The following is a 22,129-nucleotide window of genomic DNA, read 5'->3' on the forward strand; positions in this document are numbered from 1 at the left end:
CCGTCCGGCACGGACCAAATCAACCATCTGACGGCGGAACTCAGGCGAGTACGGCGGATGCGTCTTGGGCATCAGGAACACCTCTGGCGAAAGCTTCAGGGTGTCCACCAAACCGGGTCAATCCCAGGCCATCACGCCCCGGTAGTCCACCCGCAGGAACTGCCGGAGCACCAGCAGCGCGAAGAGCTGCGGCTGGGTGTAGTCCTTGCGCGAGTACGGGCTGGCGTACTCCGGCAGCGCCGCTCGGCCCGCTACCAGCGCCTCCCGTGCCACCCGCACCGCCGACTTTGACATCCGCCTCATCACCTCCTCCCGGCCCACGCCGAAAGCCATCCCAACCCCTCACAGCTCCATAGGGTTTCAACAAAGCAACGTTCACTCCAAAAAACTATTGATGGCCGTTCCGTCTGGTGCAACGTTTAACGGAATAAGTTAAACGTTTAATAAGGGAGGAACATATGTCCGGTACTTCAACCCGCCGTGGCATTCTGGCTGCCGCCACCGCCGGTGCGACACTCGGGATCCCATTCCTGGCGCGTGCCCAGTCGCCTATCGCCCTTCGCGTGTCCTCCGCGATGCCCGCTGACCGGAACGCCGCGCATTTCGCGTGGTTCGAGCACTTCAGGACCAAGCTGCAGGACGTCGCGGGCCCACGCATCCGCCTGGACTATTTCCCCAACGGTCAGCTCGGCAAGGAGTCCGATGTGGTCCAGCAGGTTGCCATCGGGTCCGTCGACATGATGATCATCGGTTCCTCCATCTGGGCCACCGCAGTGCCGGAGCTGGGAATGCTGGATCTCGGCTACCTGATCGACAGCTATTCCCATGGCGAGAAGTTGCTCGACGCCGGCCTGGGCGATGCCTTCGGAAAGATGCTGCTGGAGCGCAAGGGCGTGATGGCGCTGGGCTGGGGCTTCCACTTCGGAGCGCGCTGCGTCTACACCCGGGCGCCGGTTCATAACTTGGCCGATCTGCATGCGGTAAAGCTGCGCGTTCTACCGGCACCGGCCTTCATCGAGACCTTCAAGCTCATGGGTGCAGTGCCAGCGCCGATCCCCTTCAACGAACTCTATACCGCCTTGCAGAGCGGGGTGGTCGATGGCTTCGAGCATGATGCCGCGAGTGTCATCGCCAACCGGCTCTACGAAGTCACCAAGCAATGCTTCATGACCGAGCATCTGTTCAGCCCGATGCTGTCTGTCATCGGCCGGCGTGGCCTCTCCAAGATCCCCGCAGACCTCAAGCCCGTCTTCCTCCAGGCTGCGGCTGAGGCGACTCAAAGCCAGCGACAGGATGTCCCGCCGCGTTCCGCCGAGGCGCTGGAACAGCTCCGGCAACTGGGCATCGCCTTCTCGCCGATGCCCCCGACGGAAAGGGCGGAGATCAAGCGGCAGATGAGCGAGCAACTCTATGCTCCTTTCGCGCGGAACTATCCAGCCACGAAGCCTCTCTTCGAGATCGCCGCCAACGTCTCGGCCTGATCCGTGATGCAAGCCCGGCAATATCCGGGAGACGAGAGCGTCGCGCCGGGCTCCAGGAAGCCCGGCTTTCGCGGGAGCAAGCGTCCATGAGCGCGATTGCCACAGATTCGCCAGGCATGACCTATACAGGCTTCCGGGGCTTCGGCTCCCTCCTGCGTGCCGTTCTGGCCGTGTTGGAACACTTGGCGGGACTCACACTGGCCGCCAACGTCCTGGTGGTCTTCCTTTCGGTCATCTACCGCTATTTCCTGCATGATCCCCTGGATTGGGCGGAGGAAGTGGCCCGCGCCCTGATGGTCGTGCTGGTTTTCTTCGGCGCGGCCACGGTGCTGGGGCGGGGCAGGCATGCCGGGATCGATGTATTTCGCGAAATGTTCCCACCCGCGTGGCGCATCTGCATGACGCAGATCTGCTGCTGGATCGTGGTAGCCGTCGCCGTGGCCCTCTTCATCACGGCCTGCGGTCTCTTCATCGAGACGGAAGGGCAGGTCACGCCGCTCGGCCTGCCGCACTGGATCAACATCCTTCCCGTCATCATCGGCAGCTTCTTCATCGTTGCCTTCGGTCTGGCCAATGCGCTGGAAGGCCCGCCCCGGCAGGTCTGGCTGACCTTTGCTGCAGGTCTTGCCGTCGCCGGCGGGGTCTGGGCCTGGAACACTCTCCTGCCCGAGATGGCGCTGTCGCCCTTGTCGCTGCTGGTCGTCTCTGCCATGGGAAGCGTGGTCATCGGTGTTCCCATCGCCTTCGCGCTGGCCTTCAGTGCTCTGCTTTACTTCCTGGCCGATCCCTCGCTGCCGATGGTCGTCTACGCGCAGCAACTCGCGGCAGGCGCCGACCACTTCGTGCTCCTGGCCATCCCGTTCTTCGTGCTGGCCGGCCTGACCATGGAGGCCAACGGCATGTCGACCCGCCTGATCGAACTCCTGCTGCGGCTCATGGGGCGGATGCGTGGGGGCCTCAACCTGATCAGCATCGTCGCCACCGCGCTTTTCTCGGGTATCTCAGGCTCCAAGCTCGCGGACATCGCCGCGGTGAGCGGGATCATCATGCCGGCGGTCCGGCGCACACGGCAGGATCCGAACGACGCTGCGGGGCTCCTGGCCTGCACCGCGGTAATGGCGGAAACCATTCCGCCCTGCGTCAACCTCATCATCTTCGCCTTCGTGGCCAATATCTCCGTCGGCGGCCTGTTCATGGCAGGCATCGTTCCTGCGGCCCTACTGGCGCTCTGCCTTTCGACCGTGGCCATCGTCTACGGGCGCCGGATTGATACGCGCGAAGCCTTCCCTGTCCGCCGCAGCTTGCCGCGTCTGATCGGCGGCTCGCTCGTCGCTCTGGTGATGGTCATGATGATCGGGCGCGGCGTCACCGCCGGGGTCGCGACATCCACGGAGATCTCTGCCTTCGCTGTGGTCTATGCGCTTATGGTCGGCGGCTTGGCCTTCCGGGAGCTGACGCTGCGTTCGGTGGTCAAGCTGCTGGTCAATGCGGCGTCGATGGCAGGGGGCATCCTGTTCATCATGTCCGCCGCCTCCGGCTTCGCCTTCGCCCTGACGATCGAGCAGATCCCCAGCGCGATGTCCGGTATGCTGGTGAGCTTCGGCCACACCCATGGTAGCCTCGCCTTCATGGTCCTGGCGACACTCCTGATGGTGGTCTTCGGCGCCGTCCTGGAGGGAGCACCCGCCCTTATTATCTTTGGTCCGCTGCTGACGCCGATCGCTGCGCAGCTCGGCATCAGCTCCTTGCATTTCGGCACGGTGATGGTCGTGGCCATGGGCTTCGGACTGTTCGCCCCACCGGTGGGCCTGGGCCTCTTCGCCACCTGTGCCATGACCGGCACCCGCATGCAGGATGTGGCACGGCCGATGGCCAAATACCTAGCGGTTCTGCTGTTCGGCATGGTTCTGCTGGTGCTTTTTCCGGCCATCAGCCTCTGGCTGCCGAACATGCTGGGCATGGGCTGAGATGGCGCTACCCGGCCCCACCATCGTGGATGTCGCCCGCCTGTCGGGCGTCTCCATAGCCACGGTCTCGAACCTCATCAACGGCCGGTCGGGCCGGATGCGGCCCGAGACGCGGGATCGGGTAGAGAAAGCCATCGCCGAGCTCGGCTTCCTGCCGAACCGAGCCGCGCAGAAGCTCAAGACCGGGCAGTCGCAGATGCTGGGCCTGCTCGTGCCCTCGATGTCGAATCCCAGCTACGCGGAACTGGCGCGGGAGATCGAGGAGGTGGCGCAGACGCGGTACAGCCAGCGCCTGATCGTGGCCAACACCTATCGTGACACCTCGCGGGAACGGCCTCTGCTGGAGGACCTTCTGTCGCATGGCGTTCGGGGAGCCATCATCATCTCCTCGCTGGCCGAGGCAGGGCATTTCGACGCCCTGATCCAGCGAGGCCTGATCGCCGTCAGCTATGACAGCCATACCCAGCCGGGGGTCCGGACAGGTATGGACCATGTCTCGGTAGACAATGCCGCGGCTGCGGCATTGGCTGTGAATCACCTGGCGGAGCAGGGACACCGCGCCCTGGCCTTTCTCGTTCCGGCCGGACGCACCTTCAGCCGCGCGGCCAAGCTAGACGGCTTCCGGCAGGCCGCTGGAACGGCGGGAGTTCAGGCGGTGGTGATAGAGAGGCGCAGCCCCTCCGCATTCGGCGACGCGGAACTGGCCGATCTGGGCCAGTCCCTGGCCGCCGAAGTCCTGGAGCATCCGGCGCGCCCGACGGGGCTGATTGCCGTGAACGACATGATGGCAATCGGATTGCTCGCTGGTCTGCACCGGCGGGGCGTGTCCGTTCCCGGCGATCTCTCGGTCGTCGGGATGGATGCGCTGCCTCTCACGGGACATACCATCCCAGCCCTGACCTCCGTTCGCTCTCCGTTGCCGGAGATGGCGGGTCTGATGGTGGACCGCATCATGCGGCGCATGGAGGACGCCTCCCTCCCGCCGGAGCAGTTCAGCTTTCCTCCTTCCCTCGTCCTTCGCGATTCCGTGGCGCCTCTCGTCACGGCAGGAGCCTGACCAGCCGTGCAGATTGCACTGACCCACACAGCCCATGACCGGGCCAACTACTATGGCGAAGAGGCACTGGCCGCGCTTCGTCACCTGGGCGACGTTCGCCTCAATCCTGAGGACCATCCGCTCCGGGCGGCAGAGCTGGTGGAGTTCGCGCGCGGCTGCGATGTCATCGTGTCCGACCGGCAGACAGCCGGGCAGCGTGAGGTCTTCGATGCACTGCCGGATCTCAAGGCATTCCTCCGTGTGGCCGTGGATATCCGCAATATCGATCTTGCCGCCGCCAGCCGGCAGGGCGTGTTGGTCTGCAACGCGTCGCCGGGCTTCACGGACTCGGTCGCGGAACTTGCGATCGGCTTCCTGGTAGATCTGGCGCGCGGTGTAAGCTGTGCCGTCCTGGACTACCGGGCGGAGCGTCCACCACGGATCCGCATGGGGCGGCAGCTTTCGGGAGCAAGCCTGGGAATTATCGGCTACGGCGTCATCGGCCGGCGGGTCGCGGAACTGGCGCGATCCCTCGGCATGCGGGTGTTCGTGACCGATCCGCGGCAGAAGGCCGAAGAGGGTATCGAGCAACTTGGGTTGATGGACCTGTTGCCCCGCTCTCGCTTTGTGCTGTGTCTGGCTGCCGCCACGCCGGAGACGGAGGGAATGATGGGAGGCGAGGCGTTCGCCACCATGCCGCGGGGAAGCTTCTTCCTCAATCTCTCTCGCGGCAACCTTGTGGATGAAGCCGCCCTCGAAGCCGCCCTGGAAAGCGGGCACCTCGCAGGCGCCGCGCTGGATGTGGGCCAGGCACCTGACCAGATGCCTTCGCCTCGGCTGGCACGGCGATCCGATGTCATCGCCACTCCACACATCGGAGGGCTGACGCCCGAGGCGGTACAACATCAGGCCTTCGACACGGTTCGGCAAGTCGAGGCCCTGATTGCGGGACGCATGCCGCAGGGCGCGGTCAATCCGGAGGCGGCGCACCGGCTGCTTCAACTCGGGCTGCGGGCCGCGTGATGGAAGCCCTGCCTCCCGCCGCCTGCGATTGCCATGTTCATGTCTTCGACCGGCGCTGGCCATTGGCCGGACCGATGCCCGATGCACCGGCCAGCCGCTACCACGCTCTGCAGCGGGCTCTCGGTCTAGAGCGGGCCGTGCTCGTGCAGGCCAACGGGTATGGCACTGACAACCGTGCCATGCTGGATGGGTTGCGGGAACTCGGACCGGGCCGGACACGCGGGATCGCCGTCACGGCGCCGGATGTCGCGGAGCGTGAGCTGAAGAAACTGGCGGAGGCTGGGGTCTGCGGTCTGCGCTTCCATATGCTTCCCGGCGGGTATATGCGCTGGGAGGATCTGGCGCCGCTCGCAGCGAGGATCGCTCCCATGGGATGGCATATCCAGCTTCAGCTCGATGGTCGTACCCTGCCGGAACATGCCCACCGCTTGCGGCACCTGCCTTGCCCGTTGGTCATCGACCATATCGGCAAGTTTCTTGAACCCGTGGAATTCTCCCACCCGGGCTTTCGGCTTCTGTGCAGGCTGGTGGAGGGTGGGCGATGCTGGGTGAAGCTCTCCGCGCCCTACGAGGTATCGCGCAGCGGCAGTCCCGACTACGCGGATATTGGAAAGCTTGCCGAAGCGCTGGTACGGCTGGCCCCTGAGCGTATGCTCTGGGCCAGCAACTGGCCGCATCCCTGGATATCAGAAGTGCCTGATGAGCGGGTGCTGCTGTCGCTGCTATGGAAATGGGCGCCAGAGCCAACGCAGAGGCGTATGATCCTGGTCGATAATCCTGCCCGGATCTATGGTTTCAAGGTTGAACGAGTTGATCCATAGGGCGCGATCTGCATTCGGAACGCGCCCCTCGTCCTCGAGAGGCTTGGATTAATAGCGCCTTTTGCTCTGTTGAAAGTGAGGTGGTCCCCAATCGCCGGACAGTTTGGCGGCTGTGATAAGCTCGGCTCTGATTTTCGTCAGGCCGCCAGTCTCTCCATTCCGGCTGTCCCATATGCCTCGTCAGGCGTGCGCCCGGCCAGGGCGGAATGGGGTCGTCCGGCGTTGTAGTAGCCAATCCACCTGGCGAGCCCGGCCCGAAGCTCCGAGCCGGTCTCGAAGGCGTGCAGGTAGACGCACTCGTATTTCAGGCTGCGCCAGAGCCGCTCGATGAAGACATTGTCCATCCAGCGTCCCCGTCCATCCATGGAGATGCGCACCCCAGCCCGTTGCAGCACGCCGGTGAACCGCGGCGAGGTGAACTGGCTACCCTGGTCGGTATTGAAGATTTCGGGCCGCCCGTGCCGGGCCAATGCTTCCTCCAGAGCTTCGAGGCAGAACTCGACATCCATGGTGTTCGACACCCGCCAGGCCAGCACCTTGCGGGTCGCCCAGTCCATCACCGCGACCAGGTAGAGGAAGCCCCGGCGCATCGGGATGTAGGTCAAATCGGCACACCAGACCTGGTTCGGGCGCCCGATCACCAGATCCCGCAGCAGGTAGGGGAACACCCGGTGCTCAGGGTTCGGCACGGTCGTCCGCGGCCGCTGGTAGATCGGCGCCAAGCCCATCTTCGCCATCAGCCGCCGCACCCGCTTGCGGCCGACCACGTAGCCCTCGCGCCGGAGATGGCGCGCCATCTGCCGAGATCCGTACCAGGGCGTCTCCAGGAACTGCGCATCGATCAGCCGCATCAATTCCAGGTTCAGCGGCGTCTCTCCCTGGGGTCGGTGATAGAACCCGCAGCGGCTGATCGAGACCAACTCGCACTGCCGCACCACAGACAGGCTGGGATGCTCTGGCTCGATCATCTGCCGTCGCCGTTCCAGGCTCATCGTCCGGACGCTTTCGCCAAAAAGATCCTATGCGGGCCGGCTACCTGGTCTTTCCCATAGGATGGTCGGCATCACCGCCTGCCCAGGAGCGAGGCCCATGGTCAACAACCAGGAAAGCACAACCGTACAGACCGTCTATGCCGCCATCGAGCTGAGCAAGACCAACTGGGTCGTCTCAATCGCGCTCCCGGATCGGGAGCGGCCTTCCCTGCACCGGATCGCAGGCGGCGACCTGCCTGGGTTGCTGGTCAGGCTGCGCAAGGCAGCCGGAGACATCTCGCGTGTTCTGGTCTGTTACGAGGCGGGCTATGATGGCTTCTGGCTGGCGCGGTCGCTGATTGGCCGTGGTATCGAATGCCGCGTGCTTGACCCCGCGAGTCTGCAGGTGAACAGGCGCCCTCGGCGCGTCAAGACGGACCGGATCGACGCGCTGACCCTGCTGCGCGCCCTCATCGCGCTCGACCGAGGGGAGCACCATGTCTGTGCTGTTGTCCGGATCCCCTCTTTGCAGGAGGAGGATGCACGCCGGTCGCATCGGGAACGTCTCCGCCTGGTGCGAGAGCGGACGGCGCACATCAACCGCATCAAGGGGCTGCTCTTCGGGCAGGGCATTCGAGGGGTCGAACCCGCGCGACGCCGCACCCGGATCGACTTCAATGCGCTGACCACGGCCGAGGGCTGTCCGTTGCCGGAGCGCTTGCGCCGGGAGCTTGAGCGGGAATACGTGCGGCTGGACCTGATCGAGAATCAGATCCGCGTCCTGGAGAAGGAACGCGACGAGGCTGATGCCCAGGATCCCGCGATCGAACGCAAGCGGCAAATGCTCTGCCGCCTGAAGGGCATCGGAGGCCTCAGCGCGGCTACCCTGGCACGTGAGGTCTTCAACCGTGCTTTTGCCAGTCGCCGGCACCTCGGCTCCTATCTGGGACTAACACCCAGTCCCTATGACAGCGGATCGGTCACGCGATGCCAAGGCATCTCCAAGGCCGGCAACAGTTGGGCCCGGCGTATCCTGATCGAGGTCGCCTGGAGCTGGCGGCAGTATCAGCCCGAGAGCCAGCTCTCGCGCTGGTATGCGACGAAGACGGCCGGGCAGTCTCCCCGGATCCGACGCATCATGCTGGTGGCAATGGCCCGCAAGCTCGCGGTGGCGTTGTGGCAATATGTCGAGACCGGGCTGATCCCCGAGGGTGTTCTGACCGGTCACGAGGACCTGGGCATGACCCCCGCATAGCGCCTCGAATCAGCTTCCAGAACTTCGGGTCCGGCGAGGACCCGGAGCGAGGGTTGCGGGTTCCGGGAACGGGATTGGCACAACGGGTGCCGACAAAAAGTGTGGGCTCGCATCTTCGATCGTCAGGCCGTGCATGCAGGATTGTGGCAAGCCGTCATGGAGCTGCCGGATATAAGTTGATGCGCAGGGCGCATGACTGCACGCTGATGACCGACCTCGCTCGAACCAGATCCGAAGCGGCCCCGCAGCTCGGGCGGCGGCGCGGTGTCGCTTGCCCTCTTGACGGGAGGTTCTTCATATAAATCCCGCTCCACCAGCAACTGCCCAATTTTCGCGTGCAGCTTCTCAACCTTCGCCTCGGAGGTCCTCGCGCTCTCCTCGGCCGCCGACTTGCCCGAGAACACCCCGGTCATGCCCTCCATGGCCTGCCGCTTCCACTCGCCCACCATCGTCTGATGGATGCCGTGCCTGGCCGCCAGCTGTGCCGTCGTCAGCTCACCCCGCAGCGCCTCCAGCGCCACCTTCGCCTTGAACTCCGCTGAATACCGCGTCCGCTTGCCCGTCATCCGGGTCCGTCCTTCTCGCAGGCGAACCGAGCTTAACTACCTGTCCGAGATCCGGGGACCACCTCATTGTGATCAGCAAATGCTGTAAGCGCCACCGGGCGACTGAATTCCTCGACTTCCTCAAGCAGATTGACGCGCAGGTGCCCCCCGACCTCGACATCCACATCGTCATGGATAATTACGCTACCCACAAAACCGCGTTGATCTGAGGATGGCTCGCTCGCCGACGGCACTACCACGTCCACTTCACACCGACGTCGGCCTCATGGATCAACCAAGTCGAGCGCTGGTTCGCCGAGCTGATACGCAAGCAGTTGCGCCGCGACGTGCACACCTCGACCAGCCAGCTCGAGCAGAACATCCGCTCTTTCATCGAGCGTCACAACGAGAACCCGAAACCTTACCGCTGGACCAAATCCGCCAAAGAGATACTCGCCTCGGTCAAGCGCTTCTGTCAGGCCACCGAGCGTAATCTATGCAGCGAACTTTAAATTCACATGACTAGACCAGATGTCCGTCTGAGGCGGGCCCCCCCCCGCCTCAGACGGACATCTGGTCTAAACGGCCAGGTAGTTCGTCCGTGCCTTGTCATCGGCCTTCAGCGCCTCCATGCTGCCGGACCAGACGACCTGACCCTTTTCCACCACTGTCGCGTTGTCGGCGACGCCACCGGCGAAGTGAAGGTTCTGCTCCGCCAGCAGGATCGTCAGCCCCTCGGACTTCAGCGCCAGAATGGCATTGGCCATCTGTTCCACGATCACGGGCGCCAGACCTTCGCTCGGCTCGTCCAGCAGCACGAGGCGAGGGTTGCCCATCAGCGTTCGGGCGATGGTGAGCATCTGCTGCTCGCCGCCGCTCATCCGGCCGCCGGGGCGGTCCTTCATGCGGCCGAGATTGGGGAACAGGTCGAAGAGGCGCTCGGGCGTCCAGGCCAGCATTGGCCCGCGCGCGGGCTGGCGGCCGACCTCCAGGTTCTCCATCACCGTGAGGTCCGCGAAGACGCGGCGATCCTCCGGCACGTAGCCAATGCCGCGGCGGGCGATGCGGTGCGGCTCCTCTCCTGCGATCTCCGTGCCGTCGAAGGTTACCCTGCCACTCGTCGGGCGCACGAGGCCGATGATGGACTTCATCGTCGTGCTCTTGCCGGCGCCATTGCGGCCCAGCAGCACGCGCACCTCGCCGGCGGCGATGGTGAAGCTCATGCCCTGCAGGATATGGGCGCGGCCGTAATGGGTGTTCAGCCCCTCCACGGTGAGCAGCATGTCAGTGTCCTCCGCTCGTCGCGCCGGTGCCGAGATAGATCTCGCGCACGGCGGGGTTAGCGCGGATGGAGGTGCCGTTGCCTTCCGCGATGAGCGTGCCGCGGTTCAGCACCAGGATCCGGTCTGACACGTCGAAGACCACGTCCATGTCGTGCTCGGTGAAGAGGACGGCGATACCGCGCTCGGTGGCAAGGCGGCGGGTGAGCTTCATCAGCCCGACGCGCTCCGCAGGGGCCATGCCGGCCGTGGGCTCGTCCATCAGCAGCAGGCGCGGCCCGTTGCCCAGGGCGATGGCAAGCTCCAACCTCTTGAGATCACCATAGGCGAGGACGCCGGTCGCACGGTCCGCCTGCGCCTCCAGACCGACCTGTGCGAGCAGCGCGTCGGCCTCGCCGGCATGGAGGCCGGAGACGGAGCGCCAGAAGTCCCAGATCTGTCGGTGGTGAGACAGCAGCGCCATCTGCACGTTCTCGCGCACCGTCATGGAGCCGAAGGTGGCGGTGATCTGGAAGGTGCGTCCGACGCCCGCGCGGGAGATGGCGCGGGGGGAAAGGCCGGTGATGGCCCGGCCATCCAGCAGGACGGAGCCCGCATCCGGCCGGAGCTGACCGCCGACCATGTTGAAGCAGGTCGACTTGCCGGCGCCGTTGGGACCGATCAGCGCCAGCATCTCGCCCGGGGTAACAGTGAAGGAGACATCGCTGACGGCCTGAACGCCACCGAAGGACTTGCCCAGCCCCTCGACCACAAGAATGCTCATGCCTCCCGACCCCGCAGCCAGAGGCGCCGGATGGCGCCCGCGATGCCCTCCGGGAAGGCGATGACGAGGAAGACGATGACGGCGCCGAGCACGAGGCGCCAGAGGTCCGTGGAACGCACGAGGATGTCGGCGAGGCCGGTATAGATGATGGCGCCGATGATCGGGCCGGCCATGGTCTGGAGGCCGCCGAGCAGCACCATGAGGAGTGCCTCCACCGAGTGGGAGATGGTGATGTAGGTCGGGAAGATGCTTCCCTTGCCGTAGGAGAAGAGTGCTCCGGCCAAGCCGCAGGCGCTGCCCGCGACGACGATGGCCGCGATACGCAACCCTGTCACATCCAGCCCGATGGAACGGGCGCGGGCGGTGGAATCCCGTGCGGCGCGCAACGCGTAGCCGTAGGGCGCATAGAGCGCACGGCGCAACAGGAGGGCGACGCCCACGGAGAGAACCAGGGCCAGCCAGTAGAAGGCGCGCGCATCCGCCGCCCAGGCCGGGCGCACGAGGCCGAGCAGGCCATTGTCACCGCCGGTGACATCCACCCATTGGAAGGCGATGGCCCAGACGATCTGCGCGAAGGCCAGGGTGAGCATGGAAAGATAGACACCCGACAGCCGCACGACGAACCATCCGAAGACCGCCGCCACGATCCCGGCCGCGACAGGCGCCGCCAGCAGGCCGACCGGCATGGGGGCGGAGAGCCACTGCAGCAGCAGCCCCGCCACATAGGCCCCGATGCCGAACCAAGCCGCGTGGCCGAAGCTGGCCATGCCGCCGGGGCCCATCATGAAATGGAGTGAAGTGGCAAAGAGGATGGCGACAAGGGCATCGGTGAGCACGATCAGCGTGTACTCGCCGACCAGGAAGGGAGCGGCGACCGCGACCAACAGGGCGGCGAGGCCCAGCAGCCGCAGTGCGGGTGGGGCAGGGCGCACCACCGGGGCAGCCACGATTGCCTCACGCGCCTCGGTCTGGGCACGGCCGAGCAGGCCATTGGGACGGAAGATCAGGACGACCGCCATGACGAGGAAGACAAGGACGAGCGTGATCTTCGGTACGAGCACGATCCCGAAGGCCTGCAGGATGCCGATCAGCAGGCTGGCGAGGAAGGCACCGCCGAGGCTGCCCAGGCCACCGACCACCACCACCACGAAAGCGTCCGTGATCACCGAAAGATCGATGCCGAGATTGGCCGAGGAATTCGGCAGGGACAGCGCCCCACCCAGCCCCGCCAGCCCGGCGCCGAGTGCGAAGACCGTGGTGAAAATGGTGCGCTGGTTCACGCCCAGCGCCGCCACCATGTCGCGGTCCAGCGTCGCGGCGCGCACCAGCGTGCCCCAGCGCGTACGGTTCATCAGGAGCCAGAGCAGGCCGAGGACGACGGGGCCGACCGCGATGAGGATGAGATCGTAGAAAGGAAAGCGGTTGTCCGCGATCTCCACGAAGCCGCGCATCCAGCGCGGGCGGGGCAGCGGGAGCTCCACCGGCCCCCAGAGCCGGAGCGTGACGTCCTGCAGCACGAGCACCACGCCGAAGGTGGCCAGCAGTTGGAAGAGTTCCGGCGCGCGGTAGATGCGGCGAAGCACGGTCAGTTCCAGCGCTGCGCCGATGGCGGCGGTGACGAGCGCCGTGGCGAGGACGCCGAGGATGAACCAGGTGGGATCCCTTGGCAGATGGGTCAGGATCGTCCAGCCGATATAGGCCCCGAGCATCGTCAGCGAGCCATGCGAGAAGTTCACGATCCGGGTGACGCCGAAGATGATCGTCAACCCGGACGCCACGAGGAAAAGCGACGAGGCTCCGGTGAGCCCGGTCAGCAGTTGGGGAAGGATACTGTCCATGGAGCGGCCGGAGACCCGTTCTTAGTTCGCGCTCGCTGGGCGCAGGCTTCGCACCACATCGTCGTTGGGCAGCAGGTCCCGGCCGTCGATATAGCGCCAGTCCGCCAGCACGCCGGCATTGTCCTTCAGGGCGGTCTTGCCCACGAAGACGCCGAGAGTGCCCTGCTGGTCGATGGCGCGGTATTCGCAAGTGCCGGCGGGTGTGTCGAAGCGGACTCCGCGGAAACCCTCCACCATCCGTTCCTGCTCCGTCGAACCGGCCCGGACGATGCCGGCCGCGATGGACTGGATCAGCGAATAGCCGACGAGCGAGCCGCACATCGGTTTGGCATTGAACTTCTGCCGATAAGCGGCGGCGAACGCCTTATGGGCAGGGGTGTCGATCTGCTCGCCGGGATAGCCGGTGACGATCCAGCCCTCCGGTGCTTCGTCGCCCAGGGGGTCGAGGTATTCGGGCTCACCGGTCAGAAGGGAAGCCACGCTGCGCTTCTCGAACAGGCCGCGCGTGTTGCCCTGGCGGACGAAATTGGTGAGGTCCGGGCCAAAGAGGACATTGAAGATGCCGTCGGGCTTCATCGCCTCCAGCGCCTGCGCCGTCGCGCCGGCGTCCACGCGGCCGAGTGCCGGCCACTGCTCGCCCACGAAGGTCACGTCCGGCCGCTTGGCAAGGAGGAGCTGCTTGAACCACTTCACGCCGGACTGGCCGAACTCGTAGTTAGGGGAGACGGTGGCCCAGCGCTTGGCCGGCAGTTCCGCGGCTTCCTCCGCCAGGATGGAGGCCTGCATGTAGGTAGAGGGGCGCAGGCGGAAAGTGTACCGGTTGCCCTTCTCCCAGACCATCGCGTCGGTCAGCGGCTCGCCGCCGACATAGAGGCGCTTGTTCTGAAGCGCGAACTCGCTGAGCGCGAGGCCGACATTGGAAAGGTACGCGCCGGCGAGCACGTCCACCTTCACGTCGTTCACCAGCTCACCCGCCAGACGCACGGCGTCCTGTGGGCGGCCGGCATCGTCGCGCGTGATCAACTCCAGCGGACGACCGAGCACGCCGCCCTTCGCGTTCACGCCGTCCACCGCCATCTGCATGGCGTTACGGTAGGGGATCGTGAAGGCGGGGTTGGCGGTATAGGAGTTGATCTCGCCGATGCGGATCGGGTTGTTCCCCTGGGCACGCAGCAGGCCGGGCAGTGCGACCGCACCCGACGCGCCGAGAAGGAAGCGTCGTGTCATTTGCATGGTGCTACTCCTGGTTGAATATCGCGGTATAGGAATGATGGCTCCGTCACGGTCTCCGCCTTAGTCATCGATGACATCCGGCCGACCGAGCCTTCCGGGCACATCGTCATGGGGGTCCGGTACGGGGGCGGTACGGATGCGGGACGCGCCCCAGGGAGCACGGAGCCGCTGGGAGCATCAGGAAGCGGACATTCTCATCTCCGCCACGACCAGGTCGCCGTCGAGAACGATCGGGGCATCGTCCAGGAAGAGCGAGCATCCGCGCATGGGGATGTCCAGGTGGCAGGCCGTATCGTTCGGACCGCCGAGCTCGTTGTTCGGACCGGTGGAGAACATGACATTGCCGTAGAAGGAGCGGGGCTCCATGCCCATGCCGCCCGGAAAGGCACCGGGGACCATGCCGTGCCACTTCGCATGAGGGTTCATGCCCCAGCCGACATGACTCATGCCCATCCCACGGGGATCGTTGAAGGCGGCCATATAGGACTTCACCAACTCGGCCTCCAGACCGCCGCGGATGTCGCGGATCCAGCCTTTCTCGATGGTGTAGGTGATCGGCTCGCGCACATACATGTTCTGCGGGAGCAGGATGTCGCCGGGCGCGACGACGATGGTGCCATCGACGCCGTCGTCATCCCCGCCGGTGAAGACGAAGCCGGAAGGCCAGTGGTCCCAGCGGCCGGGCTCGTCGGTGCAGGCGTATTCCGCCACGGTCGGGTAGGTGTTCAGCTTGTAGGTCACGTCGGTCCCGTGCGGCGAGGTGATGCGCATCACCTTGGCGCGGGACAGGTACTCGGCGCCGATCTCGACCTTTTCGCGCAGTTCCTTCGTCGGCAGCATGCGCGCCAGGAGCTCCGGCGGCTCCACGGCGGTCAGCACCCGCGTGCCCGCGGCCTGGATCTCCATCTGTTCCGGCGAGAACAGAAGGAATATGCAGTCGATCAGCATATCCGCGGCCTTGAGGGCCTCCACGGCCTCGGGCATCGCGGCAAGTCCCGTCTGGCCCACGGCCCAGGTGCCCACGGGCGGCGGAGCCGGCAAGCGCATGTGATACATCCGCGCGCCAAGGCGCTGGCCGGCCGCCATGAAGGCATCGGCATAGTCCAAGCGCTCGCTACCTTGCGTCAGGACAACGAGCTTCTCGCCCTCGTGGACACCGGACATCTTCAACTGGTGAAGGCAGATCTCGGTGAAGCTGGAATGGTCCATTTCGTTCTCCGAAGGTGCCGCCCGAACTCACGGATTGACGCTTCCGGGCCGATGGATGCGAGGGGGATGGGGCGCCAATGGGATGTCAGACGGGAGACGGCCTCGTCCAACGAAAACACGTTGCCGTATTTCGGAGCGATTCGAAAGAATTCGCCGGCTGGGCCGCGATCTGCGTGTCCATCGGGTGACGGCGGGTGGTGACGCCCCGCATCCCGTCGGCGCCGCAGTCGCGCATGCCGAGCCCGGTGTTGACACCGCCTCTGACGGGCTGCGCCTTCACGTGGCCGCCCCTTTCCACAACGGATGGGCGAAGACGTCATAGGCGAAGACCCAGGCCGGATCCTCCTGCGTCCGTAGCCAGGTGTTGGCGTTGGACACGGCTTGGACACGCGACGCGCGTTCCCGCCGGTTCGCCTCGTAGAGGCGGAAGCCCGTGCCATGGTCGGAGAGCCCGGTTTCAGCCAGGCAGCGCGCCAGCATCGCGCCGTCCTCGATCGCCATCGCCGCGCCCTGGGCCATATGCGGTTTCATCGGGTGGCAGGCATCGCCCAGCAGCACGATACGGCCGCGGCTCCAGACCGGCAGGGGACTGCGGTTCAGCAGGGGCCATTTCGAAATGTCGTCGGCGGCATCGATCAGCGCCTGGACCTCGGGGTGGTAGCCGGCGAAGGCCTCGCGCATCTCCTCGCGGCTGGAGGGCAGGGAGTTACCGTCGAAATCCCAGGCCGGATGCGGAACGCCGGTGACGAAGTAGTACTCCCCGCGGTCGGCCGTGGTGAAATAGGCCATCATGTGCCGGTCGTCGGTCCACCATTTCACGCAGGGCTCGAAGTCGAAGCCGTACCTCGCCAGCCGATCGCCCGGGATCAAAGCGCGATGGGCGACCCAGCCGCTGTAGTTGGGCTTTTCCACGCCCAGCAGCGCCTCGCGCAGGCGAGAATTGATGCCGTCAGCCCCGACGACGATGTCGGCGCGGTAGGTGCTGCCGTCGGCGAAGGACAGTTCGACACCGGAGCCGTCATCGACGACACCGGTCAGGCACTTGTCGAACCGGACCGCCCCATCGGCGATCGCCGCGATCTGCATCCTGTGCAGGTCGCCCCGGTGGATGGTCACGTAGGCCGCGCCGTACTCCTTCAGTGCGTACTCGCCGAGTGGGATCCGCGACAGGTAATCGCCTGTCGCGCCGTCGCGGCTCATCCAGAAATCGGGATGCGAGCCGAGCGCCGCCACCGAGTCCTCGATGCCCATGTGACGAAAGATCTTCATCACATTGGGGCCCATGTGGATACCGGCTCCGAGCCGGGAGAACGCCGGGGCCTGCTCGAACACGGCGACCTCGAAGCCCGCACGCTGCAACAGCGCGGCGGCGCAAGCCCCGCCGAGCCCTGCCCCCACCACGGCGATCCGCTGCGTCCTGGTCATACAGGCAATCCTCCAGCCCTCACATGGGCACCCGCGGCTTCATAGGGTGTACGCTATTAACCATTCAATGAAGGCCAGATTCAATGCTTCATTTCAGGCGCCATCCTGCTTAATTAGGAAGCATAAGAGAAGAAAATCGGCGTATTGACAGGAGGCGGGAACGAAGTAAGAAAATAACGTACACGCTATGTATTCTGGGGTCACGCCATGCCCGCCGATCTGCGATGCACGTCCGGCGCCGTGCTGCGCCCGCCATGCCGGCGCCCCTTGTCCGGAAGGAAGCGAGAGCGGCTTGCCACGCCGCCCCGCTCGGCCATAGTTCCGCGACGTCCAATACAGGTGAAAGCGAGTGTCGAGGGTGCGTCAGACGGAAGAGGCTCCGGAAGACGATGCGGCGGAGGGCCGGAACGAGGGCTACGTCGTCACGGATCAGGTCGGCTATCTGCTACGGCGGGCCTATCAGCGTCACCTCGCCATCTTCCAGGCGAACACCGTCGATCCGCAGCTGACGAGCGTGCAGTTCGCCACGCTGTGCGCGCTACGGGAGGGCGGGCCGCAGGCACAGGGCGAACTGGTCAAGGCAACCTCCATCGATCAGGCCACCATCCGCGGCATTGTGGAGCGGCTGAAGGCGCGCGGCTTGGTCGCCTTCTCCAAAGATCGCGACGACGCGCGGAAGGTGATCTACTCCCTCACCGGCGAAGGCACGCGGCTGGTGAGCGAGATGATTGCGCCCGCCATCACCATCACCGAGCAGACCTTCGGACAGCTCAATCCCGGCGAGCGTCTCGCACTCCTCTTCACGTTGCGCCGCATGATCGGCGAAGCATAGCCCGCCTCCCACATCACGGTGCGAGGCGTCGCGGGTGCTGAGTCCCGCGGCCACGGTGACACTCCGTGTCAACGGGCGAGAGACGACCGTGGAAGCGCGACCCTGCACGCCCCTCCTGCATGTCCTGCGCAACGACCTTGCGCTCAACGGCCCGAAATTCGGCTGTGGCCTGGGTGAGTGTGGGGCCTGCGCCGTGCTGATCGACGGACGCGTCGCGCGATCCTGCACGGTGCCGCTGCACCGGGCGGTGGGCCGCGACATCACCACGCTGGAGGGCCTGGGGAGCCTGGCCGCGCCGCATCCGGTGCAGGCCGCCTTCATCGAGCAGCAGGCCGCGCAGTGCGGCTACTGCCTCAACGGCATGATCATGGCGACCGTGGCGCTGCTGTCACGGAACCCCGATCCGGACGATGCTGCCATCCGGCACGCGCTGCGCCACCATCTTTGCCGCTGCGGCACGCATGTCGAGATCCTGAACGCGGTGCGCGCCGCGGCGAGGCGGCTGCGGCCCGCCACTGGACCCGAGAATGTGGGGAGCCTGCCATGACACGACCCGAGGACCGTGCCGCCGCCTCCTACCGGGCCGATCCGGATGTCCTGACCGTTTCCCGCATGGCGCCGGTGGGCGAGGAAATCCTCATCGCCGTGCACGCCGATGGCAGTGTCACCGCATTCAACGGCCATGTCGATCTGGGAACGGGCATCCGTACGGCGCTGGCACAGATCGTCGCGGAGGAGCTTTGCGTGCCCGTGGAACGGGTGACAATGGTCCTGGGAACGACCTCCGCCGCGCCCGATCAGGGCGCGACGATCGCGAGCGAGACGATCCAGATCGCCGCCGCCCCGCTCGCCCGCGCCGCCGCCACCGCGCGCGCCTTCTTCCTGCGGGAAGGGGCGCGGCTGCTCGGCCAGCCTGAAGCGGAAGCCAGGGTTTCCGACGGCAGCGTGACGGTGAGGGTGCCGGGGAATGCCTTCATACCCTTCGGCGACATGGTTGCCGGCCGCGCCATCCGTCTGAGGATCGATCCCGATGCCCAGCTCCTGCCGCGTTCGGAGCACCGGGTGGTCGGCCGGGCGCAGCCGCGCATCGACATCCCGGCCAAGGCCACCGGGAGTTTCACCTATGTTCACGACGTGCGGGTGCCGGGCATGCTCCATGGCCGCGTCGTGCGCCCGCCTTACACCGGCTTCGATGCCGGGTCACATGTGGGCAGCAGCCTCGTCTCGGTGGATGAGGCCTCCGTCGCGGATGTTCCCGGCTTGGTGGCGGTGGTCGCGATCGGCGACTTCCTGGGCGTCGTCGCGCGGCGCGAGGAGGATGCGATCGAGGCGATGCGGAAGCTTGCGGTGGAATGGCGCGCGCCGCCTGCCATCCCGGACCTGAACGATCCCGAGACCCCCCTGCGGGACAACCCTTCCTCGGCGCGCGTCCTGGCCGACCGTGGCGACATCACCCAGGTCTGCTCCGGCAGTGCCAAGCCTCTGGACCGGACCTATGTCTGGCCCTACCAGATGCACGCCTCGATCGGCCCGTCCTGCGCCGTGGCGGATTGGCGGCCAGACGGGCTCACGGTCTGGTCCGGGACGCAGAATCCCTTTCCCATGCGCGCGGACCTGTCCCGGCTGCTCGACATGCCGGAGGACGCGATCGTCGTCGAGCGGCTGGAGGCGGCGGGCTGCTACGGCCGCAACTGCGCCGACGACGTGACCGCCGACGCGGCGCTCCTGTCGCGCGCTGTGGGGGCACCCGTGCGGGTCCAGCTGACGCGCGAACAGGAGCACGCCTGGGAGCCCAAGGGCGCGGCGCAGGTGATCGACGTGCGCGGCGCGCTGGACCTGGAGGGCGGGCCGGCCTTCTACGACTTCGAGACGCGCTACCCATCGAATCTCGCCCCGACCCTGCCGCTGATCCTGACCGGCAAGGTCGCGCCTGTCGCCGATATCGCGCAAATGGGCGACCGGACCGCAATCCCGCCCTACGCGATCCCGAACCTCCGGGTCACCGTCCACGACATGCCCCCCCTGGCGCGCGCGTCGTGGTTCCGCGGCGTGTCGGCGATGCCGAACACCTTCGCCCACGAATCCTTCATAGACGAGCTGGCGGTCGCGGCGGGGATCGATCCGATCGAGTACCGCCTGCGCTACCTGACCGACACGCGCGCGATCGACCTCGTGCGCGCGGTGGCGGAGCGCGCGGCCTGGCGCCCGCACCCGGAACCCTTCACCCATGGCCGCGCGGGGGACATCCTGTACGGGCGCGGCTTCGCCTATGCGGTCTATGTGCACGGGAAGTTCCCCGGCACAGCCGCGGCCTGGGCCGCCTGGGTCACCGATGTTGCGGTGAACACCGCGACCGGGGAAATCGCCGTCACGCGGGTGGTCTGCGGCCAGGACACCGGCCAAGTCATCAATCCCGCCGGCGTGCAACACCAGATCCACGGCAACGTCATCCAGTCCACGAGCCGGGTCCTGAAGGAGCAGGTGCGCTTCTCGGAAACCGGTGTGTCGAGCCTCGAATGGGGCGCCTATCCCATCATCACCTTCCCCGAGGTGCCGGAGATCGACGTGCTGCTGGTGCCCCGGCCCGATGACCCGCCGCTCGGCGCGGGGGAATCCGCCTCCGTGCCCAGCGCCGCCGCGATCTGCAATGCCGTCTTCGACGCGACGGGCGTCCGCTTCCGCGAACTCCCGCTGACGCCGGAAAAGGTCCGGGCCGCGCTCAACCCATTGCCCCCTCCCACGCCCCCGGCGCCCGTGGCACCGCCGCGCGGCGCTCGCTGGAAGTGGCCACTGCGGGGGCTCGTCGCCGGGGTGGTGGCCGCCGGTGCGGCCATTCTGCCATGGCGTCCCGCGATCGCACCCATCGAGCGTCCGGGCACCGATCTGTACTCCGCCGCCACCATCGAGCGCGGGCGACTGGCCGCCGCGGCCGGCGCCTGCAACGTCTGCCATGTCGGCACCGATGGCATGGCCTTCGGTGGAGGGCGACCTACCGAGACGCCTTTCGGCGTCGTCTATGCCTCCAACATCTCCGCCGACCCCGCTGCGGGGATCGGGGCCTGGAGCTACGCCGCCTTCGCGCGGGCGATGCGGGAGGGAGTGTCGCGCGACGGCCACCTCCTGTATCCCGCCCATCCCTACACATCCTTCGCGAAGGCGGCCGAGGCGGATATCCAGGCGCTCTACGCCTATCTGGCGGCGCAGCCGGCCTCGCCCGCCAGGACGCCGGTGACCGATCTGCGCTTCCCCTTCGGCATCCGCCCGATGATGGCGGCCTGGAACGCCCTGTTCCTGCGGCCGCAACGGCCGGCGGATCCTGACCGCGGCGCGGAATGGAACCGCGGCGCCGAGCTCGTCGAAGGGCTGGGGCACTGTTCCGCCTGTCATTCTCCCCGCAACGCGCTCGGCGCGGAACGGACCGGGGCCTCGCACCTGTCGGGCGGCTTCGCGGATGGCTGGCACGCACCCGCGCTCAGCGCCGCGTCGATGTCCCCGGTGGGTTGGACGCGGGAGGCCTACTACAGCTACCTCCGCACGGGGCATTCACGGGATCACGGCTCCGCCGCAGGGCCGATGGCGCATGTGATCGAATCCTTCCGCGATCTCCCTGACGCGGACATACGGGCGATGGCGACCTATCTCGCGAGCCTGGGTTCGGGCACGGCCAACGCCGATCCAGAACCCGTCATCGCCGCGTCGGAGGCCGCGCTTGCACAAGCTGCGTGGGCCGAGCCCCTCGGCGCCCAGGTCTTCGAGGGCGCCTGCGCGTCCTGTCACGGCGGCGACCTGCGGATCCCGCATCTGGCACTGAACACCAATCTGCACGCTGCCAGCCCTAACAACGTCGTCCAGGCTGTTCGGAATGGCATTCCGGGTCATGCCTGGGGTACGGAAGAGCCGGTCGCCATGCCGGGTTTCGGCAGCACGCTCGATCCGAAGGCTTTGGAGGCGGTGATCCGCTACATGCGGCTGCGCTTCGCGCCCGGGCAGCCAGCTTGGAGATAGGCGCCCTGGCTGCGCGGCAACCCACACCGGGCGACCAGGGCGAGGGCGATCGTTGGCGGATTTGGTCCAGCGGTAAGGTTTGTCAATGCTACTCGTGAGTTCCCCAAAACGGCTGGACGAAAATTCCCCAGTCCGGCTGCTATGGGGCGGTGGCCGGCTCGGTGGGGTGTGCCTTGCGTGGTCTGCCGCGGCGACGGGGTGGGGTTTCCATGTGGATCGGCATGGAATAGGAACCCTGTTGGAGGGGTGATCGGCGTCCAAACGGGACCCCACTGACGGCGGGGTTCACAGTGGTTTCCGGGATGATCGGGAGCCAGTGCTGGGATGCTGGTCGTGGAGACAGTGGCAAAGATCCGGCGCCTGCACCGGGTGCAGGGCAAGTCGATCAAGGCGATCTGTCGTGAGCTCGGGATTTCGCGAAAGGTGGTCCGGAAGGTTCTGCGGT

Annotated in this window: 16 protein-coding genes and 4 pseudogenes; 11 read left to right on the plus strand and 9 right to left on the minus strand. The window is 66.3% G+C overall.

Translation table 11 applies throughout. The annotated features are described in order from the left end of the window. Positions 1 to 117 precede the first annotated feature (117 nt). A complete protein-coding gene (locus ROTAS13_RS27000; RefSeq protein ID WP_171979035.1) occupies positions 118 to 294 on the minus strand; it encodes a hypothetical protein in 177 nt (58 codons plus the stop codon). Positions 295 to 575: 281 nt separating this feature from the next. On the opposite strand from ROTAS13_RS27000, the gene ROTAS13_RS05460 reads away from it, so the two are divergent. The 5 genes from ROTAS13_RS05460 (at position 576) to ROTAS13_RS05480 (ending at position 6,328) form a co-directional block, all read left to right on the plus strand. After that, positions 576 to 1,481, plus strand: a complete 906-nt coding sequence (locus ROTAS13_RS05460) for a TRAP transporter substrate-binding protein (protein WP_216348591.1) — start codon at positions 576 to 578, stop codon at positions 1,479 to 1,481. Between the two features lie 86 nt (positions 1,482 to 1,567). Beyond that, positions 1,568 to 3,448, plus strand: coding sequence for a TRAP transporter large permease subunit (locus tag ROTAS13_RS05465; RefSeq protein WP_075821762.1), 1,881 nt, complete (start codon positions 1,568 to 1,570; stop codon positions 3,446 to 3,448). 1 nt (position 3,449) lies between these two features. Then, positions 3,450 to 4,505 (plus strand): substrate-binding domain-containing protein, encoded by a 1,056-nt coding sequence (locus ROTAS13_RS05470; RefSeq protein WP_075821763.1) that lies wholly within the window; start codon positions 3,450 to 3,452, stop codon positions 4,503 to 4,505. 6 nt (positions 4,506 to 4,511) lie between these two features. Next, positions 4,512 to 5,507: an NAD(P)-dependent oxidoreductase gene (locus ROTAS13_RS05475; RefSeq protein ID WP_075821764.1), complete on the plus strand. Its 996-nt coding sequence runs from the start codon at positions 4,512 to 4,514 to the stop codon at positions 5,505 to 5,507. Further along, the gene (locus tag ROTAS13_RS05480; RefSeq protein ID WP_075821765.1) at positions 5,507 to 6,328 is read left to right on the plus strand and encodes an amidohydrolase; all 822 of its coding nucleotides are present in this window, start codon (positions 5,507 to 5,509) and stop codon (positions 6,326 to 6,328) included. Before ROTAS13_RS05475 ends, ROTAS13_RS05480 begins: the two co-directional genes overlap by 1 nt. A 137-nt stretch (positions 6,329 to 6,465) precedes the next feature. Here the strand turns inward: ROTAS13_RS05480 and ROTAS13_RS05485 are convergent. Next, positions 6,466 to 7,347: pseudogene (locus ROTAS13_RS05485) on the minus strand (IS3 family transposase); the annotation flags it as partial. A 70-nt stretch (positions 7,348 to 7,417) separates the two neighbouring features. On the opposite strand from ROTAS13_RS05485, the gene ROTAS13_RS05490 reads away from it, so the two are divergent. Continuing rightward, positions 7,418 to 8,554, plus strand: coding sequence for an IS110 family transposase (locus ROTAS13_RS05490; protein WP_075821766.1), 1,137 nt, complete (start codon positions 7,418 to 7,420; stop codon positions 8,552 to 8,554). Positions 8,555 to 8,844: 290 nt separating this feature from the next. Here ROTAS13_RS05490 and ROTAS13_RS05495 read toward each other — a convergent pair. Further along, a pseudogene (locus ROTAS13_RS05495) lies at positions 8,845 to 9,120 on the minus strand (transposase); the annotation flags it as partial. Between the two features lie 68 nt (positions 9,121 to 9,188). Between ROTAS13_RS05495 and ROTAS13_RS05500 the strand changes: the two are divergent. After that, a pseudogene (locus ROTAS13_RS05500) lies at positions 9,189 to 9,611 on the plus strand (transposase); the annotation flags it as partial. A gap of 66 nt (positions 9,612 to 9,677) precedes the next feature. Here the strand turns inward: ROTAS13_RS05500 and ROTAS13_RS05505 are convergent. The 6 genes from ROTAS13_RS05505 to ROTAS13_RS05530 form a co-directional block, all read right to left on the minus strand. Further along, the gene (locus tag ROTAS13_RS05505; RefSeq protein WP_027297506.1) at positions 9,678 to 10,379 is read right to left on the minus strand and encodes an ABC transporter ATP-binding protein; all 702 of its coding nucleotides are present in this window, start codon (positions 10,377 to 10,379) and stop codon (positions 9,678 to 9,680) included. Positions 10,380 to 10,383: 4 nt separating this feature from the next. Next, a complete protein-coding gene (locus tag ROTAS13_RS05510) occupies positions 10,384 to 11,142 on the minus strand; it encodes an ABC transporter ATP-binding protein (protein ID WP_026033570.1) in 759 nt (252 codons plus the stop codon). Next, complete coding sequence (locus ROTAS13_RS05515; protein ID WP_075821767.1) at positions 11,139 to 12,980, minus strand: ABC transporter permease; 1,842 nt, start codon at positions 12,978 to 12,980, stop codon at positions 11,139 to 11,141. The genes ROTAS13_RS05510 and ROTAS13_RS05515 overlap by 4 nt, the downstream gene beginning before the upstream one ends. 21 nt (positions 12,981 to 13,001) lie before the next feature. After that, positions 13,002 to 14,207 (minus strand): ABC transporter substrate-binding protein, encoded by a 1,206-nt coding sequence (locus ROTAS13_RS05520; protein WP_019463132.1) that lies wholly within the window; start codon positions 14,205 to 14,207, stop codon positions 13,002 to 13,004. Positions 14,208 to 14,390: 183 nt separating this feature from the next. After that, positions 14,391 to 15,422 carry a hypothetical protein gene (locus ROTAS13_RS05525; RefSeq protein ID WP_058390392.1) on the minus strand — a complete coding sequence of 344 codons (1,032 nt, stop codon included), beginning with the start codon at positions 15,420 to 15,422 and terminating at the stop codon, positions 14,391 to 14,393. A 276-nt stretch (positions 15,423 to 15,698) separates the two neighbouring features. Continuing rightward, entirely contained in the window at positions 15,699 to 16,847 is a 1,149-nt protein-coding gene (locus ROTAS13_RS05530) for an FAD-dependent monooxygenase (RefSeq protein WP_075821768.1), read from the minus strand. 358 nt (positions 16,848 to 17,205) lie between these two features. On the opposite strand from ROTAS13_RS05530, the gene ROTAS13_RS05535 reads away from it, so the two are divergent. The 4 genes and pseudogenes from ROTAS13_RS05535 to ROTAS13_RS28005 all read left to right on the plus strand — a co-directional run. Continuing rightward, the gene (locus ROTAS13_RS05535; RefSeq protein ID WP_019463129.1) at positions 17,206 to 17,679 is read left to right on the plus strand and encodes a MarR family winged helix-turn-helix transcriptional regulator; all 474 of its coding nucleotides are present in this window, start codon (positions 17,206 to 17,208) and stop codon (positions 17,677 to 17,679) included. 34 nt (positions 17,680 to 17,713) lie between these two features. Next, on the plus strand, positions 17,714 to 18,226 hold the full coding sequence (locus tag ROTAS13_RS05540; protein WP_075821769.1) for a (2Fe-2S)-binding protein: 513 nt from the start codon (positions 17,714 to 17,716) through the stop codon (positions 18,224 to 18,226). Further along, positions 18,223 to 21,684 carry a molybdopterin cofactor-binding domain-containing protein gene (locus tag ROTAS13_RS05545; protein ID WP_075821770.1) on the plus strand — a complete coding sequence of 1,154 codons (3,462 nt, stop codon included), beginning with the start codon at positions 18,223 to 18,225 and terminating at the stop codon, positions 21,682 to 21,684. The genes ROTAS13_RS05540 and ROTAS13_RS05545 overlap by 4 nt, the downstream gene beginning before the upstream one ends. A gap of 324 nt (positions 21,685 to 22,008) precedes the next feature. Further along, positions 22,009 to 22,129, plus strand: a pseudogene (locus ROTAS13_RS28005) (helix-turn-helix domain-containing protein); the annotation flags it as partial.

The organism is Roseomonas sp. TAS13, assembly GCF_001950415.1.
GTDB lineage: Bacteria > Pseudomonadota > Alphaproteobacteria > Acetobacterales > Acetobacteraceae > Roseomonas > Roseomonas mucosa.